The following is a 17,068-nucleotide window of genomic DNA, read 5'->3' as shown; positions in this document are numbered from 1 at the left end:
AGCGCGCCACGACCGGACAACGAGGGGGAACGCCGGTGAACACGTCACCGCAGTTGGTCCAGCGCACGGAAGTCCCGGCCGTACCACCCCTGCTGGGACCAGGAGCCGTCCTCGGGCGGCTGCGGGGCCACGAGCGGGGGCCCGTCCACATCATCGACCCGTTCAAGGTGCCGCAGGCCGAGGCCGTGGAGAAGGCGAAGATCCTCGACGACCTCGGCTGTCCCGCCCTCATCCTCGCCAGCACCGACTACGAGTCCTTCGAGTCCCGCATGGACCCGTACGTGGCGGCGATCAAAGAGGTCAGCTCGCTGCCGGTGCTGCTGCACTTCCCGCCGCGGAAGGGCCTCGGCTTTCCGCTGGCCCGCGGCGCCGACGCCGTCATCCTGCCCGCGCTGCTCGGCTCACGCGACGACTACTACGTGTGGAAGAGCTATCTGGAGACCCTGATCAACCTGCCCGGCCGGATCGACCGCGAGGACTGGCCCGAACTCCTGCTCACCGTCGCCCTCACCTTCGGCGAGGACCACAAGACGGGGGACCTGCTCGGCACGGTGCCCGTGGCCACCACGATCCCCGACCAGATCGACCGCTACATAGCGGTCACCCGTAGCTTCGGCTTCCACATGGTGTACCTGTACTCCCGCTACGCCCAGGTCCCCGTCGACGTGGTCAGTCACTTCCGGCGGCAGCTCCATCCCGACCAGATCCTCTTCGTCAGCGGCAACGTCCGCAGACGGGAGCACGTCACCGCGTACCTGGAGGCGGGCGCCGACTACGTGGGCTTCGCCGGGGCACTGGAACACGTCGACTGGCGGTCGACGCTCGCCGAGATCACGGCGGACCGGCCATGACCGCGGTACTGCCCGAGTCCTACACCACGTCCATGCTGGTCACCGAGTCCGCGAACCGCGACCACGTCACCGACTTCGTCGCCCGCAACGGCGGTTCTCCCGAACTCGTGGCCCACACAGCGGCGTTGCGCCTGTATCTGAGGGTGCCGCACTTCCTCACCGAGTGGGTCACCGAACCGGGGCGGCGCACCGCGGTGGCCCGGGCGCTGGCCATGGACATCGTGGCCATGAAGCTGCTCGACGACCTCATGGACGACGACACCGGGCTCGACCGTGTCGAACTCGCCTGTCTGTGCCTGCACCTGCACCTGACGGCGCTGCACGAGATGTGCGCGCTCGCCGCGGACGCCCGCGCCGTGACCGACGTGCTCGAACACGACTTCACCGCGGTCTGCACCGGCCAGATCCGCACCAAGAGCCACCGCGCGGAGAACCTCGACGAGTGGTGCGCCAACGCCAGCACCTACGGCGCCACCTTCCTCGGCTGCTACGGCACGCTCTCCGCGATCTGCGGCCGCGAGGAGAGGTCCGTCGACCCCGCGCGGAGGTTCGCCGAGGCGTTCGGCACGATCATCACGATCGCCGACGACCTGACGGACTACGACCGCAACGGCGAGCGGGAGGGAAACCTCGGTCATCTGATGCGCACCGGGGCCGTGCCCGCACGGGACGTCGAGGCGCTGCTGGAGCGGCTGCGCGCCCAGGCGCTCGACGCGGTCCGGGAGCAGCCGGCCTCCTCGGGGCTGGTCCCCGTCGTCGGCCTGTACACCGACGACGTACTGGACCGGCTGCTGCCGCGGCACCTCGTGCACTGACCGTCGGCCGACGGCCTACCGGGGCTCGCTCCGGTAGGCCATCACGTCGTCGAAGACGAACAGGTCGACGTCGCTCTGCGCGAAGTCGTCCAGCACGTGCCGGGCGGTGTGCGCGATGGCACGGCCGGGGCCGTTGAGCGAGGTGTTGATCAGGGCCGGGACACCGGTCTGCGCCTCGAAGGAGGCGAGCAGCCCGTGCAGCCGCGGCTGGTCGGCGCCCAGGGTCTGGATCCGGCAGGTCCCGTTGATGTGCCGGGCCTCTGGGGCGGTGCCCTCCGGAAGCTCGTACTCGAAGAGCATGTACGGGGACGGCCGGCCGCCCGGGTAGAGCTCGGCGAAACGCTCGTCGCGCATCACGGCTCCCAGCGGGCGGTACCACTCCCGCTGCTTGAGCTTCTCGCTCATCCGCTTGCGCATCCCGGACGCGGCCGGGCTGCCCAACAGCGAGCGATGCCCGAGTGCCCGCGGCCCGAGCTCGGCCGCCCCCTCCGTCAGGGCCACCACACCACCGTCCCCGAGCAGCCGGGCTACCGCGTGGCCGTCGTACGGAACGGCCTTCAGCCCCGACGCGTCCAGGGTGGCCAGGACCTCGGCGGCGGGCTCGCCGGTGCCGTTGCCGTACACGCTGAGCGGTTCGGGTTTCTGGCCCAGCACATAGGTGAGGGCGTAGATGCCGGCGCCCGCCAGATGTCCCGCGTCGCCGCAGGCCGGCGGGACGGCGATGTCGCGGCCGAAGGCCTCGCGCAGCGCAGAGTTGGCGACGATGTTCAGCGCACAGCCGCCGCCGAGGGCGATGGGCCCCACCCCCGTGGCGGTGCGGGTGACGTGCCGGTCGAGCACGGCGTGCACGGCTTCGGTGAACAGCTCCTGGAAGGTGGCGACGACGTGTGCCGCTGTCTCGAACTCGGGGTGGAACTCGGGGCGTTCGGCGAGTTCGGCGCGTACCCGCTCGGCCAGCTCCAGATCGTGCATCACCTGGGGATCCACGGCCCGCAACTGCTCGCGTATGCGGGTGTCCGGCTGTCCGTAGCCGCCGAGCGCCATCACCTTGCCGGCGACGCTCGGGCTCTTGCCGAAGCCCAGGAGGTGGCCGATCGCGGTCCAGCCGAAGCCGTTGCCGTACCAGGGCAGCGGGTCCTTCTCGATCCACTCCAGGCGGTCCTCCTCGACCCGGAACAGGGAGCTGCGGGTGAGCTGTCCGCGGCCCTCGTTGACCAGCACGAGGGTGCCGTCCTCGTGGTCCGCGTAGTGGGCGGCGAGCGCGGCGTGTGAGAGCTCGTGCGTGACGACCACGCAGTCCACCCGCCGGCCGAGCAGGTCGCAGGTGGTCCGGTGGTGGGGCGCGCCGCCGTTGATCCGTTCCATCGCGCGGTCCAGGTCCGGGATCCGCAGCAGGGCGCTGCGGACCGGTGTGCTGACCGCCACCAGGTCGATTCCGTCGGTGTCCACGCACTCCTGGGACAGCACGTGCTGCAGAGCGATGTCGGAGCGGTGGTCGTGCTTGACGCGGGTGAGCCGTTCGGTCTCGACGGCGAAGACCAGCCGCCCGTCCTCGAAGTAGCCGACGCCGGTGTCGTGACCGGCGGAATGGAGAGACAGTACCTTCATCAGCGCTCCTGGTCAGAGGGTGTGAGGGTGGGTACGGCCGAGTACGGGGCCCACTCGACGGCGTGCAGTGGCCGGCCGGTCAGCCCGCGCAGGTACAGCTCCGTGCCCACCCTCGCGAACCAGGCGAAGTAGAGCCACTTGATCAGCGCCTTCTGGATGCCGAGGCGTCGTCCGCCGGAGCCGTCGAAGCCGGTCAGCGGCCACAGGCCGGCGAACAGGATGTGGCGGAAGTAGTGCCGGACCACGGGCAGGGGCCAGTCGGCGAGATCGACGAGGTGGTTGAGGAGCAGCCTGCGGATCCTGCGGCGGGTCTCGCCCGCGGGACCGGCGACGTAGTAGTGGCAGCGCGCGTCCGGTACGAGGCGCAGCCGGGCGAGCGGATCAGGCAGCGCGGGATCGAGGAGCCGGAAGCAGACGTAGCCGTCGTCGGAGACGTAGCGGCCGGGCATGCCGCCGGACAGGACATCGGTGGCCACCAGGATGCAGCAGCCGTGCGGGTAGTTGGTCGCGGGCGCCGCGATCGCCTTGGCGCGGGCCAGCAGACGCGAGGTGGCGAACTCCTTGGTGTGCGGGATCTTCGTGGCGCCCACCGCGCCCCGGCAACCGGCCGCCAGGAAATCCCGCACCAGCCGCGACAGACAGCCCGGGTCCAGGACCACGTCGTCGTCGACCCAGCCGACGCCCGCACAGCCGAGCAGTTCGGCCACCTCGATCGCGGCGTTGAGGGTGCGGGGCTTGCCGGGACCGGGCAGGGACAGACCGCACACGGCCACCTGCGGCAGCCGGGCGCGGGCCCGCAGCAGCAGCGCCCGCAGCCGCCGTACGGACTCGTCCTCCTCCTCGGCCGAGGCCCACTGCATGCCCACGAACAGCACGGCGGGGGCGTCCGGGTGGTCCTCGGTCAGCTCGGCGACACGGTCGAGCAGGGCGTCGAGGCGCTCCGCCTGCTCGGCGAGGGTGCCGCGGGAGACGTAGGTGGGGGCGATCAGGGCGAGGACGGGGGATCCGGTGCGCAGGGCGTCGGCGGCGCCCCGGGCATGGGAGAGAAGCGGCGCTTCGCCGGACGGTCCGTCGGGCAGGACGTAGCGCACCGCCACCGACCAGGACGGCGGCGGGCGGAAGCCGCGGGCCATGGTCTTGCGGACGTGGTGGGTCAGGAACGGTTCGCCGCGCCGCCGCCGGCCGCGGGCCGGCAGCGGCGCGTTGAGACGGACAGGAGGGCCCGGTCGCACGGACGCGGCCGGGCGGGCGGTCTCAGAAGTCACGGTCGGTGTTCGAGGTCGACCGGGCCAGGCTGCGCAGACCGTCCAGGGTGTTGCGCCACTGGCCGGTCGAGGCCATGTGGGACAGCAGCGGTTTCGCCATGGAGCGGCGCAGGAAGAACGCGCGGTAGGCGGCCTGGGCGCGGCGCTGGGCGTCGGGCACCAGATAGCCGATCCGCGCGTCGAACTCGCCCTGCACGAACCGGTCCCAGTAGTCGGCGGGTATCTGCCCCGCGGCCACGGACTCGGTGTGCAGCGGGGTGCCCGGCAGCGGGGTCGCGGTGTAGAAGCTCGCGTAGTCCAGAGGGATGCGGCAGGCGAGGTCGATGGTGGCGCGGAACTGCTCCTGGGTCTCGCCGAGCCAGCCGACGATGAAGTAGCCGAAGCCCTTGATGCCGGCCTCGTGCGCGGAGGTGACGGCCCGTTCGATCTTCTCGATGTCGCTCTCCTTGCGCATCCGCTTGAGGATCTCCGAGTCGCCGTGCTCGATGCCGAACCGCAGTCGTACGCAGCCGGCCCCGGCCATCGCCTCGAGCAGCGGTTCCGGCACCAGGTCCACGCGGGTCGGAGCCTCCCAGCGCACCTTCAGACCCTGTTCGCCGATCAGCGCGCAGATCTCCCGGACCCGGCCGCGGTGCAGGGTGAACACATCGTCGTAGAACATGATCTCCTTCACCCCCCACCGGTCCTTCAGCTCCGTCATCTCCCCGACGACGTCCTCGGGGGAGCGGTACATCGACTTCTTGTCGACGGCCTGCTTGAAGCAGAAGCTGCACTTGAAGGGGCAGCCCCGGCTGGAGATCATCGTCGCGAACGGCCGGGGAGCCATGATCGAGTAGTAGCTGTTCATCGGCAGGCCGTCGCGGGAGGGCCAGCCGACCTCCTCCAGGTTCACCATGGGCGCGGCGCCGCCGTCGTGTTCGCGGGTCACCAGGCCGCGGATGCCCTCCGGCTTGTCGCCCTGCTCCATGGCCTCGGCCAGCTCCGGCATGATCGTGATGCCTTCGCCGACGCCGACGTAGTCGATGCAGTCGTGGAAGAGGTTCTCGTGCGCGTAGACCTCGCTGTGCGGGCCGCCGAGGATGACCTTGGCGCCGGTGCTCTTGGCCGCCTGGCAGGCCTCGACGGCGCCGGGCAGACCGGGTGTGGTGGTGCTGACGCCGACCAGGTCCGGTTCGAAGTCGGCGAGCAGTTTGCGCAGTCCCTCGCTGTCCAGGCCGAGGGCGGGGGTGTCGACCTGGATGACGTTGTGGAAGCCGGCCGATTTCAGCGCGGTGTGGATGTAGCCCAGTCCGAGGTGCGGCAGGACGCCGGCCCGCTTCTGGATCTGGGTGATCTGACGGGTGTTGAGGCACAGGTCGTGGTGACGGACCAGCGCGATCCGCAGGTTCCGCTTGCGCCAGCGCGGCAGGCCGGGTCGGGCCGGTGTCTTGGCGACGGCCGTCGAGCAGCCGCCCGACGCGGTTCCCGCCGCACCGGTACTGATGACGGGCAGTGTCTTCCGCATGATGTCCCCTCCTTCTGGGGTCGTTCGGGCGGTGTTGGCGTCCGGACTCAGGCGGTTCTCCCGGCCGCGAGGGACTCCAGCTGGAGCAGGTGGAGGGCCAGCGGCTGGAGCCGGCTGACGCGCTGCGGAGCCCCCGGGCCGCGGCCCGCGGCCAGCAGCCGTTGCAGGATCCGGTCGGGGCTGCGCCACCAGTCCCGTTCGCTGTGCAGGGTGTGGCCGAGCAGCCGGGTGAGGTACGCCAGCCGGTGCCCGACCAGTACGGGCCCGTGGCGCTGTGGAACGGCCGAGGCGAAGCCCAGGCCTGCGTGTTCCGGGAACGCCTTGTGCAGGGCCTGGTCGTGGAAGGTGCCGTCGATCAGGAAGCGGTGCGGCACCGAGGCGAGGTGGTCGACGAGCGCGTGGTCGAGGTAGGGGGTGTGGATCACCGCGTGGTCGTCGCCCAGTGTGAAGGGGGCGAGGGCGATGGACCGCCGGGTGCGGTTCCAGAAGAAGAACGAGCCGAGCGGGAAGGCGGCGTCGGCGTGCCGGGCCAGTTCCCGTACGAGCCGGTCACGGGCCCGTTCCCGGCTCCACGCGACACGGGTCCGGGGGCCCAGGAGGTGCTCGACGTGCGCACCGGTGCGGCCGGCGGCCAGCAGCCTGTCCGCGAGCCCCGGCAGGTCCCTCACGTCGTACGGGTTCTTCCTGATCAGCGCGATGCTGGGGTTCTGCGCGAGCTCGCCACCGCCGAGCCCGTCGTACCAGAGGCCGCTGTGGCGGCGCAGGAAGGCCAGCAGGGACAGGGTCCACGCGCCGTCCAAAGTGCCCATGCCCTGGGCCGGGTTGGCGGTGCGTTCCGCGCGGAACTGTGAGCGCGGCCGGGCGACGGTGCGGTGCGGCAGGCCGAGGCGTTCGGCGAGGTGGGCGGCGACGCGGGCGTCGGCACCGGGGTCGGGCGGGAACTTCGCGCCGCTGACGCACAGCCGGGGCTGGGCGCCCTGACGGCAGAGTTCCAGCAGGATGTGCCGGGAGTCCCGGCCACCGCTCAGCGGAAGGACGTACGGCTCCGCGGGCAGCCGACGGGCCACGGCGGCGCGGAACAACTCGACGAAGCCGTCCACGGCAGTGGACTGGGTGAGGGCCGCGGGACCCGGCACGGGGAGTGCGGGCGAACGGAGTTCGGGCCCGTCGGCGGTCCAGGTCAGTGTGGCGGCGGGGGGCAGCGCGCGGATCGCGGCGAAGGCGGTGTCCTCCCCGAGGAAGAAGCCCAGCCGGATGAAGACGGCCAGCGCGTCGTCGTCGAGTTCGGCGCTCTCACCGGGCAGGAGCAGGGCGAGCGGATCGGGGGAGAGCGCCAGGGAGCCGGCGTCGGCGCGGTAGTACAGCGGGTGCATGCCGTAGCGGTCGTTGCGGACGAGGAGGCGCTCGCCGTCCCACTCCCAGGCGGCGAAGACGCCCTCGGGCGGCGGCGGCCCTCCGGCCAGCGGATCCCCGCCGAGGGCGTGTCCGAGCCGTGCCTCCTTGTCGCCCTCGGCCCGGACCCCGTCGGGCGTCGCGACGAGCCGGATGCGGGGCTTCACCGGGCGCCCAGCAGGGGCCGTACGGCGTCCCCGATCCGGCGGGCCACCGCCTTCTGGTCGAGCACGGACTCGGCGAAGCCGATGGCGGCCTTCTTGTGCTCCTCGATCGCCGACGGGTGGGTCAGCCAGTCGTCGACGGTGTGGAACAGGTCGTCGGGCGCGGCACAGGCCCGGCCGAGACGGTTCTCGTGGATCAGCCCCGGCACCCACCGCTCCATCGGCAGCCCCGACTCCAGCATGAGCACGGGGATCCCGAAGTAGGCCGCCTCCAGCGTGGTGTTGGGGCCCGCCTTCGAGACGAGCAGCCCGTACGGCGATCTGGACGCGCGGTCGATGTAGTCGAAGTACTCGGCCTGGGTGAGCCTGCTGTGGAACCGCCAGTGCGTGAGCCGCTGCGCGCCGGCGGCGGCACGGCGGGCGAGGTCGGGGTCGTCGTAGCCGACGAACACCAGGTCGGTGTCCGGATGGTGTGCGGCGATGTGGTGCACCAGCTCCAGGTAGACATCTCCGCCGCGGTTGCAGAAGACGATCAGCCGGGGGCGGCCGGAGTCGGCGTCCCCGCCCCAGGGACCGGCCGCCGGAGCGGCGGACTCGCTGGTCATGAAGTCGCGCAGATCGTGCTGGGCGACCAGCGGTCCCACCACCCGCACCCGGTCCGGATCGCCGCCCGTCTGCGCGAGGAGGTGGTCCTTCGCCCAGTCGAAACCCACCAGTGTCAGGTCGGGATGCGGACTGCGGTGCAGCGGCAGCTGGAGGAGTCCGGGGTTGGTGACATGGCTGACCACCCGGGTGCGCAGTCCCGCCAGCCGCACGGCGGCCACGCACAGCCGTGCCACGAAGCCCTTCGTGCCGACCACCACGTCCGGGGCGGTGGAGCGCAAGTGCTCGGTGAGCGGCGCCAGTTCGGTGATCTGCGCCGCGGTGGGGTCGGTCTCGAAACCGCTGGGGAAACGTTCCTGGAGACGGGCCATCAGGGCCATGTAGCGCCGGGTGCGGACCGTCGCGTCCGGGCTCTCCAGCGAGATCGTGCGGATCTCGGCACCGGCCTCGCCGAGCCAGGGGAGGATCGGTTCCGCTTCCAGCAGGGTCACTTCCGCGTCGACGGCGCCGCGCAGCACCCGGGAGAACCGGGTGGCGGCGAGGTAGTTGCCGAACTCCCCCCAGGTCCGGGGCGACAGCACCTGTATGTGCGGACGGTCAGGGCGCACGGTGGGGCTCCTCGGTGAGATCGAGGCATGCAGGGGACGGGGTGTGCGTGGGCAGCGCCTGGTACCAGAGCTGGTACGTCAGGAGTGCCCACAGCTTGCGTGAGGTGTCGCGGCGGCCGCTGAGGTGGTCGTCGGTCAGGAGCCGGACGGCACGGGTGTCGAACAGCCCGCCGCGGTCCAGCGCGGACGCGGAGAGCGTGTCAAGGAGCAGGGGGCGCAACTCGTTCCGCAGCAGGGCGGCCAGCGGGGCGCGGAAGCCGAGCTTGGTGCGCCGCACGATGTCCGTCGGCAGCCAGTCGGCGGCGACCCGGCGCAACAGGTACTTACCGGTGAAGCGGCGCAGTTTCAGCGAGGTGGGCAGCGCGTTGCCGTACTCGACGAGGTCCAGGTCGAGGAAGGGGGAGCGCAGTTCGAGGGCGCTGCGCATGCCGCCGCGGTCGGTCTTGGTGAGGATCACGTCGCGCAGGAAGTGGGCGACGACGGCCAGTTGGCTGCGCTGTACGCCGGTGAGGCCCGGCTGGTCGTCCAGGAGCCGGGACACCTCCGCGAAGGGGTCGTGCCCGGCCAGGGCCGCGTGGGCGTCCGGGCGCAGCAGGCCGGGCAGTTCGGCCGGGCCGAAGGGGGCAGTGGACAGGTAGAAGCGGTGCTCGGGCGCCGCGCGCAGCCCGCGCGCCAGCAGGCCGAGGGCCGCGGCGGCGGGCAGGTTGCCGGACCGCGCGGGCAGCCTGCGGACGAGGGTGCGCACCAGGGCTTCCAGCCGGGGAGCCGGCATCAGCCGCAGCAGCAGCTCGATCGCCCGCTCGGCCTGGAAGTACCGGTAGCCGAGGAGCAGTTCGTCGGCACCGTCCCCGGTGAGCACCCCACGGACGTGCTGCCGAGCCGTCCGGCAGACGATGCGGGTGGGCAGCAGGGAGGGGTCGGCGAGGGGCTCGTCGGCCCGGGCGTACTCCGACTCCACCACGTCGGCGAGTTCGCGTCCGCCGATACGGACGACGTGGTGCTCGGTGCCGAGGTGCCGGGCGACCGAGCGGGCGTGGGCGCTCTCGTCGAAGTCGGGCTGCTCGAACCCCGCGCTGAACGTCAACACCGGCCGCTGCGGGGAGAGTTGCTGGGCGACGGCGGCCACCGCGCTGGAGTCGAGACCCCCGCTCAGCAGCACCCCGAGCCGGCGCTCCGTGCTCATGACCCGGCGGGCGACCGCGGCCCGGAACAGCTCCTCGAAGCGCGCGGCGGCCTCCCGCGCGCCCGGCGTCCGTCCACCCGGTGTCCGCGCGGCCGTCGCCAACCGGGGCCGCCAGAACTCCACTTCGCGCAGTCGGCCGCCGGAGTGCTCCAGGTAGCTGCCGGGGCGGACCTTGTACACGTCGGTCACGGCCGATCCGGGCGCGCAGAACGCCTGGAGCGTCAGATAGCCGGCGAGGGCCCGGACGTCCGGGGTGCGCGGCGCGTCGGGATGCCGCAGCAGCGCCGTGAGCTCGGAGGCGAAGGCGATCCCGCCGGGGACACGTGTGTAGTAGAGCGGCTTCTTGCCCATCGGATCGCGGGCCAGCACGGTCGTCGCGGTGCGCGCGTCGTGCAGCACGAAGGCGTACATGCCGCGCACCCGCTCCAGCACCTTCATGCCGTGCCGCTCGTACAGCTCCACGAGCACCTCGGTGTCGCCTGCCGTGCGCAACCTGACTCCCGCGGCCCGCAGTTCGCGGCGGAGCTCCTCGTGGTTGTAGATCTCGCCGTTGAGGACGAGCGCGGTGGCACCGCTCGCGGAGACGAACGGCTGCCGGCCCCGGTCGGGGTCGACGAAGGTCAGGGCACAGTGCGCGAAGGTCACGCCCCGGTGGTGGCACCAGTTGCTGCCGTCGGGGCCGCGGTGCGCCACCGCGGCCAGCATCCGGTCGGCCGTGGCGCGGGCGGCGTCCTGGCCACCGGTGAGGTCGCTGAATCCCACGAAGCCGCACATGCCGGCTACGACCGGTGGGTGGGCGCCATCTGGGCCGACGAGGCGGTTTCGTGCGGCGAGGTCCGGGCGAGCGACTGCCTGGCCCACTCGATCTGTGTGGCCAGCCCGGCCCGCAGTTCCGTCCGCGCGGTGAAGCCGAGGCGACTCCGTGCCCGCCCGATGTCGGCCGTCGTGGCCCGTACGTCGCCGATGCGCGCAGGACCGTACCGCGCGTCGGGCGTCCTGCCGGTCAACTCGCCCGTCAGGGCCAGGACTTCGTTCATCGACGCGACACGTCCCGTGCCGATGTTCAGGACACTGCTGCCCTTGTCGGGTGTCGCCGCGGCGAGCATCAGCGCGCGCACGATGTCCGACACATGGACGAAGTCCCGGATCTGGGTGCCGTCGCCGTACACCTCGATCGGCTTGTTCTCCAGGGTGGCGCGGATGACCCGGCCGATGAACATGTCCGGGCGCTGGCCCGGGCCGTAGACGGTGAAGAACCGCAGGGCGCTCACCGACAGGGCGGCGTCGCGGCGGGCCGCGAAGGCGAGGGCGAGCCGTTCCGCGGCGAGTTTGGTGACTCCGTAGGGGGACAGCGGGCGAGGGAGGTCCTCCTCGCTCATCGTGCCCTCCGCGCCGCCGTAGACGCTGGAGGACGAGGCCATGACCACACGGGGCACCGAGGCCCGGACACAGGCGTCCATGAGACGTTGGGTGGCCAATACGTTGCAGTGGAGATACTCCGGGAATTGCGTCCAGGACGGGCGCACACCCGGCAATGCGGCTAAGTGGAAGACCGTGGCGGCATTTTCAAGACAGGCCGACAGATCCGCGGAGACGAGGTCGGCACGGATCGCGTGGAGAGATCCCAGCTCGGCGGACGGCGGGATTTCACCGGTGGCCCAACTCGATTTCCGGTCGATGCCCACCACGTTTGTGCCGCTGCGCCGCAATGCCTCGACGAGATGGGATCCGATGAAACCCGCGGCACCGGTGACCACTGCTCTTCCCGCGGATTCGACCCCGTTGTGCACGTCAGCCGACATTGAGAATCCCCCTTGGTTCCGTTGGTATCCGGTCGTTCAAGGCGGTGCTCCGTGCTGGTGCTGTCTCCGGGCGTCGGTCCAAATGCGGGTGCGCGAACTCGGCCGACCCGGACGTACACGAGTGCCGGCGGAACATGGCCGAGAATGGTTAGTACGCACAACGGCGTGCAAGGCGAATTGCCCAGAAGACCCGTGGAGTCTAACAGCGAGATGAATCGGCGGCAACGGCGTCCTGGACGGCGTTAACCCGGCATTAAGCGGCGGATCACATTCCGCATGTGGGCGGCTCATTCCCGGCCTCGGCACAGGGACTCCCTATGGCGAGTTCACCGGTGCGCGCGTCATTCCCAACGCGCGGGATCGGACTTTATGCTGAGGCCTTCCGCCGCCCGGCGCCCGGGGAGGAACGCGTTGGCAGGCAGTCCGTTACGGCAGCTCTCCGTACTGTTCCGCTATCTGCGCGGGGAACGGCCGTCCGTCCTCCTCCTCGCGGTGCTCGTTCCGCTGGGCATCGGGCTCCAGCTGGTGGCACCCCAGATGCTGCGCCGGTTCATCGACCACACGCTGTCCCGGAGCCCCTCCGACCTGTTGCTCGCGGTCGCCGCCTGGTACCTGGCGGCGGCCCTCGGGCTGCTCGTGGTGACCATCGGCTGCGACGCCGTGGCCGCGCGGCTCGCCTGGCGCACCACCAACCGGCTGCGCGCCGACCTGGTGGCCCACTGTCTGCGCCGGCCCTCCCGCTTCTACCAGCGGTACCCGCCCGGCGAACTCGTCGACCGCGTCGACGGCGATGTCACCAGACTCGCCGCGGTGATGTCCGCCCTGCTCCTGGAAGTCCTCGCCCAGATGCTGCTGGTCGTCGGAATCCTCGGCGCGCTCTTCCAGCTCGACTGGCGACTGGCCCTGGTCTTCGCGCCGTTCGCCCTCGGAACCCTCCTGCTGCTGCGCCGACTCGTCGGGAAGGCCATGCCCTTCGTCGCCGCCCGGCAGACCGCGTCCGCGGAACTCCTGGGCTTCCTGGAGGAACGTCTCGCCGGCGCCGAGGACCTGAGGACCAACGGAGCCTCCGCCCACACCCTGCGAGCCCTGGAGACCCGGCAGACCGACCTGTACCTGAAGGCGCGCCGCGCCGCGCGGGTCTCCGTGCGCTGGCCCGCCACCGTCCAGGGCCTGTCCACCGTCAGCGTGGTCCTCGCCCTGGGTGTCAGCGTGTGGCTGCACGGCCGTGGACAGCTCTCCACCGGCACGGCCTTCGCCTGTCTGTCGTACGCCATGCTGCTGCGCCGCCCGCTGCTGGCCGTCACCACCCGCTTCCACGACCTGGAAGGGGCCGCGGTCAGCGTGCAGCGCCTCCAGGAACTGCTGCGGCAGGACGACGACGTCGGGCCCACCGGCACCCGCCACCTGCCCGCGGGACCCCTGGGCGCCCGGCTCGACCGCGTGTCCTTCTCGTACGACCCCGGTGAACCGGTGCTGCGTGACGTCTCCTTCCGGCTGCGCCCGGGGGAACGACTCGGCATCGTCGGCCGTACCGGAAGCGGCAAGTCGACCGTCGTACGGCTGCTGTTCGGACTGCACCAACCGGTGAGCGGCGGCGTCAGCGTCGGCGGCCAGGACGTGGCCGGACTCGACACCCGGGCACTGCGCAGCCGGGTCGCCCTGGTCACCCAGGAGGTGCAGGTCTTCCACGCCACGCTCCGCGAGAACCTCACCTTCTTCGACCACTCCGTCGACGATCGCCGGGTGTGCGCCGCGCTGGAGGAGGCCGGGCTCACGGACTGGTGGCGCGAACTGCCCGACGGACTGGACACCGTGCTGGGCACAGGGGCGCGGGGCATGTCCGCGGGGGAGGAGCAACTGCTCGCGCTCGCCCGGGTGTTCCTGCGGGACCCGGCCGTGGTCCTGATGGACGAGCCGACGGCCCGGCTTGACCCGCACACCGAGCGGCTGCTCATGCCCGCGATGGAGCGGCTGCTCGAAGGGCGGACCGCCGTCGTCGTCCAGCACCGGCCGCACGCGCTGCGCCACGTGGACCGCATCCTCGTCCTCGACGCGGGGACGGTGGTCGAGCACGGGGAGCAGACCGTGCTCGCCGCAGACCCGACCTCGCGCTTCCACGAACTGCTGCGCGCCGGCTGACGGGGCGGGAGGGTGGCCGACATCGAAGCACGGGGCACGTTCAGGCAGCTCGGGGCCGTGCTGCGCGGTTCGACGGGCGCGTACTGGACGCTGACCGGGCTGTGGGTGCTGTTGAGGGCGGGGACCCTGGCGGTGGGGCTGCTGTTCCAGCGGCTGTTCGACCAGATCGGCGCCGGCGGCGGAGTCTGGCTGCTCATCGCCTGGGTGGCCGCCATCGAGGGGGCACGGCTGTGCCTGCAGTTCGGCGTGATGATCAACCGGCTGGAGCCGCGGGTCCAGTACGGCACGACGATCCGGATGCGGCGCGAACTGCTGGGTTCCGCCCTGCGCGGTCGGGGAGCCGCGTCCCGCACGACCTCGGGGGAGGGGCTGCGGGTGGTGGGCGAGGACGTCGACGAGACGGGCTTCTTCGTGGCCTGGGCGCCCACCAACCTCGCGCACTGGCTGTTCGTCTTCGCTTCCGTCACCGTCATGATGCGGATCGACGCGGTGGTCACGAGCGCGCTGCTGGCGCTGCTGGTCCTGGTCGCGCTGGTCACGGCGGCGGTCCACGGCCGCTTCCTCCGCTACCGGCGCGCCACCCGTGGCGCTTCGGCCGAGGTCGCGGGCGCCCTGCGGGAGGCGGTCGGAGCCGTGAAGGCGGTGCAGGCGGCGGCCGCCGAGGACCAGGTGGCGGCGCACATCGGCCGGTTGAACGAGGCCCGGGCGAAGGCGGCGGTGCGCGAGGAACTGTTCGCGGGCGTGCAGCGGACCGTGATCGGCAACGCGGCCCCCCTCGGCATCGGCGTCGTACTACTGCTGACGGCGGGCCGGGCACACAGCGGGACGTTCAGCGTCGGCGACCTGGCTCTGTTCACCTTCTATCTGCAGATCCTCGCCGAGGCGCTGGCCTCGATCGGGATCCTCTCGGTGCGACTGCAGCGGGTCTCCGTGGCGCTCGGCCGGATCGCCGACTTCCTCGGACGACGGCCCCGCACTCTGGCCGAGGAACCGGCGCCCGTGCCTGAACGGGCACCCGAGCTCCGGGAGTTGACCGTCCGCGGGCTGACCGCCAGCTACCCCGGCTCGGAGCGTGGCGTCGAGGACATTGACCTGACCGTCGTACGCCACTCGGTCACCGTGGTCACGGGTGGCGTCGGTTCGGGCAAGTCGACGCTGATACGGGCCGTCCTGGGGCTGCTGCCGCACGAGCGGGGCACCGTGCTCTGGAACGGGGAACCGATCGTCGACCCCGCGAACTTCCTGGTGCCCCCGCGCTGCGGCTACACCCCCCAGGACCCGCGCCTGTTCAGCGGATCGCTGCGGGACAACGTCCTGCTGGGCCTCGGCGACGACGACGGGAGGATCTTCGAGGACGTCGCGCACACCGCGGTCCTCGCCCCCGACGTGGCGGCGATGCAGGACGGCGCCGACACCGTCGTGGGCCCGCGGGGCCTCAGGCTGTCCGGCGGCCAGCTCCAGCGGACGGCGATCGCCCGCATGCTGGCCCGACGCCCCGAACTCCTGGTCCTGGACGACGTCTCCAGCGCCCTGGACCCCGCCACCGAGCAACTCCTGTGGAGCAGGCTGCTGGACGGCTCGGTCACCGTCCTCGCTGTGTCGCACCGGCCCGCGCTGCTGCGCGCGGCAGCCCGGGTGGTGGTCCTGAAGGACGGGCGCGTGGACGCGGCGGGGACCTGGGAGGAGGTGCTGGCCGAGTCCGCGGAGATGCGACGCATCTCGTCGCGGGCGGACTAGGCGTGTCGCCGGCCACCGATGTCCCCGGACGACTCACCGGCGTCCCCGGACAACGCACACCGGCGTCTCCGCACCCCTCACCGACGTCCTCGGACAACACACCAGGTCCGGTCCGGCGGATCAACCACGCAGACGTCGCGGGTCCGGCACGCCTAGGAGGCCGCCACCGGGGCGTCCTCGCGCGACGCGCCGAGCTCGGTCCAGATCCCGTCCAGCGCGTCGACGAACCACCGGACGTCGGCCGCCTCGTGAACGGCGGAGGGAGCGACCCGGAGGATCTCCTCGCCCGTCGGCACGCTCGGCGCGTTGATGGCCTGCACATAGGCGCCGTGCCGCTCAAGAAGCAGCGCCGACATCTCCTTGCAGAGGCGGTCCTCACCGACGAGGACCGACACGATGTGGGTCTGATCGGACAGGATGGGGATGCCCCTGTCCCGCAACAGCCCGTGCATCAGGGTGGCGTTGGCCGTGAGCCGCTCGCGTTCCAGCTGGGAGCCGCGCAGATGCCGTACGGCGGCGAGCGCGCCGGCGGCCACCGCGGGCGGCAGTGCCGTGGTGAAGATGAACGAGCGGGCGAAGGCCCGGACCGCGTCCATCAGGACCGTGGGCCCGGCGACATAGCCGCCGGTCATCCCGAAGCCCTTGGCCAGCGTCCCCATGACCACGGTGAACGCTGGGGCGAGGCCCTCCCGCGCCGCGATGCCCGCGCCCTCGGGACCGTACATGCCGACGGCGTGCACCTCGTCCACGAACGTCACCGCCCCGTACCGCTTGGCGATGTCGGCGATCTCCGCGAGTGGCGCGATATCGCCGCGCATCGAGTGCACGGATTCCGTCACGACGAGTTTCGGCCGCTGCGGATCCACACCGGACAGCAGTTTCTCGAGATGCGCGCAGTCGTTGTGCCGGTAGATGAACTTCTGGGCTCCGCTGTGCCGCAAACCGTCGATGATGGACGCGTGGTTCAACTGGTCGGAGAACACGGCACAGTCGTCGATGCGCCCGGCGAGCACGGAGAGCGCGCCCTCGTTGGCCGAATACCCGGAGGTGAACAACACCGCGTCCTCCTTTCCGTGCAGCGCGGCGAGTTCCGCCTCCAATGCGACGTGATAGTGGTTCGTCCCGCCTATGTTGCGCGAACCGCCGGAGCCGGCGCCGCATTCGTCGACGGCGTTCTTCATCGCCGCCAGAACGTCCGGGTGCTGGCCCATACCTAAGTAGTCGTTGCTGCACCAGATCGATATCTCGCCATGGTGTGCCGTACCGGCCGCCGGGAAACGGCCCGCGATACGGCCGAGCTCCAGGAACTCCCTTTTCCGCTCGGACGTCTGCTGCCCAAGGCGTGCGAAGAAATCCATGTACTCGGACATGTCTCATACTCGCTCTCTGTCGCTTTC

At 71.4% G+C, this 17,068-nt stretch carries 12 protein-coding genes; 4 read left to right on the top strand and 8 right to left on the bottom strand.

From position 1 onward, the window contains the following. The first annotated feature begins 35 nt into the window (after window positions 1-35). Window positions 36-851: a geranylgeranylglyceryl/heptaprenylglyceryl phosphate synthase gene (locus JEQ17_RS04745; protein ID WP_234048067.1), complete on the top strand. Its 816-nt coding sequence runs from the start codon at window positions 36-38 to the stop codon at window positions 849-851. Further along, window positions 848-1,666, top strand: coding sequence for a Moenomycin biosynthesis protein MoeN5 (locus JEQ17_RS04740; protein WP_200394010.1), 819 nt, complete (start codon window positions 848-850; stop codon window positions 1,664-1,666). The genes JEQ17_RS04745 and JEQ17_RS04740 overlap by 4 nt, the downstream gene beginning before the upstream one ends. Window positions 1,667-1,681: 15 nt before the next feature. On the opposite strand, the gene JEQ17_RS04735 is transcribed toward JEQ17_RS04740, so the two are convergent. From JEQ17_RS04735 to JEQ17_RS04705, 7 genes are read right to left on the bottom strand one after another with little or no spacing between them, the layout of a single operon-like run. Continuing rightward, a complete protein-coding gene (locus JEQ17_RS04735) occupies window positions 1,682-3,274 on the bottom strand; it encodes a carbamoyltransferase C-terminal domain-containing protein (protein WP_200394009.1) in 1,593 nt (530 codons plus the stop codon). After that, window positions 3,274-4,539 carry a glycosyltransferase family protein gene (locus tag JEQ17_RS04730; protein WP_200394008.1) on the bottom strand — a complete coding sequence of 422 codons (1,266 nt, stop codon included), beginning with the start codon at window positions 4,537-4,539 and terminating at the stop codon, window positions 3,274-3,276. The genes JEQ17_RS04735 and JEQ17_RS04730 overlap by 1 nt, the downstream gene beginning before the upstream one ends. Then, window positions 4,529-6,043, bottom strand: coding sequence for a B12-binding domain-containing radical SAM protein (locus JEQ17_RS04725; protein ID WP_200394007.1), 1,515 nt, complete (start codon window positions 6,041-6,043; stop codon window positions 4,529-4,531). Before JEQ17_RS04725 ends, JEQ17_RS04730 begins: the two co-directional genes overlap by 11 nt. A 47-nt stretch (window positions 6,044-6,090) precedes the next feature. Beyond that, entirely contained in the window at window positions 6,091-7,602 is a 1,512-nt protein-coding gene (locus JEQ17_RS04720) for an asparagine synthase-related protein (protein WP_200394006.1), read from the bottom strand. Continuing rightward, window positions 7,599-8,810 carry a glycosyltransferase family protein gene (locus JEQ17_RS04715; protein ID WP_200394005.1) on the bottom strand — a complete coding sequence of 404 codons (1,212 nt, stop codon included), beginning with the start codon at window positions 8,808-8,810 and terminating at the stop codon, window positions 7,599-7,601. Before JEQ17_RS04715 ends, JEQ17_RS04720 begins: the two co-directional genes overlap by 4 nt. After that, window positions 8,800-10,767 (bottom strand): asparagine synthase (glutamine-hydrolyzing), encoded by a 1,968-nt coding sequence (asnB, locus tag JEQ17_RS04710; RefSeq protein ID WP_200394004.1) that lies wholly within the window; start codon window positions 10,765-10,767, stop codon window positions 8,800-8,802. The genes JEQ17_RS04715 and asnB overlap by 11 nt, the downstream gene beginning before the upstream one ends. Before the next feature lie 5 nt (window positions 10,768-10,772). Further along, window positions 10,773-11,795 (bottom strand): NAD-dependent epimerase/dehydratase family protein, encoded by a 1,023-nt coding sequence (locus JEQ17_RS04705; protein WP_200394003.1) that lies wholly within the window; start codon window positions 11,793-11,795, stop codon window positions 10,773-10,775. 411 nt (window positions 11,796-12,206) lie between these two features. Here JEQ17_RS04705 and JEQ17_RS04700 point away from each other — a divergent pair, with 411 nt between their 5' ends. Then, complete coding sequence (locus tag JEQ17_RS04700) at window positions 12,207-13,934, top strand: ABC transporter ATP-binding protein (RefSeq protein WP_200394002.1); 1,728 nt, start codon at window positions 12,207-12,209, stop codon at window positions 13,932-13,934. Between the two features lie 12 nt (window positions 13,935-13,946). After that, window positions 13,947-15,671 (top strand): ATP-binding cassette domain-containing protein, encoded by a 1,725-nt coding sequence (locus tag JEQ17_RS04695; RefSeq protein WP_234048066.1) that lies wholly within the window; start codon window positions 13,947-13,949, stop codon window positions 15,669-15,671. 152 nt (window positions 15,672-15,823) lie between these two features. On the opposite strand, the gene hemA is transcribed toward JEQ17_RS04695, so the two are convergent. Next, window positions 15,824-17,041: a 5-aminolevulinate synthase gene (gene hemA, locus JEQ17_RS04690; RefSeq protein ID WP_200394001.1), complete on the bottom strand. Its 1,218-nt coding sequence runs from the start codon at window positions 17,039-17,041 to the stop codon at window positions 15,824-15,826. Window positions 17,042-17,068 lie beyond the last annotated feature (27 nt).

The sequence above is a fragment of the Streptomyces liliifuscus genome (assembly GCF_016598615.1).
Lineage (GTDB): Bacteria > Actinomycetota > Actinomycetes > Streptomycetales > Streptomycetaceae > Streptomyces > Streptomyces liliifuscus.
Note: the sequence above shows the minus strand (reverse complement) of the source record. Positions and strands in the feature narration are given on the sequence as shown.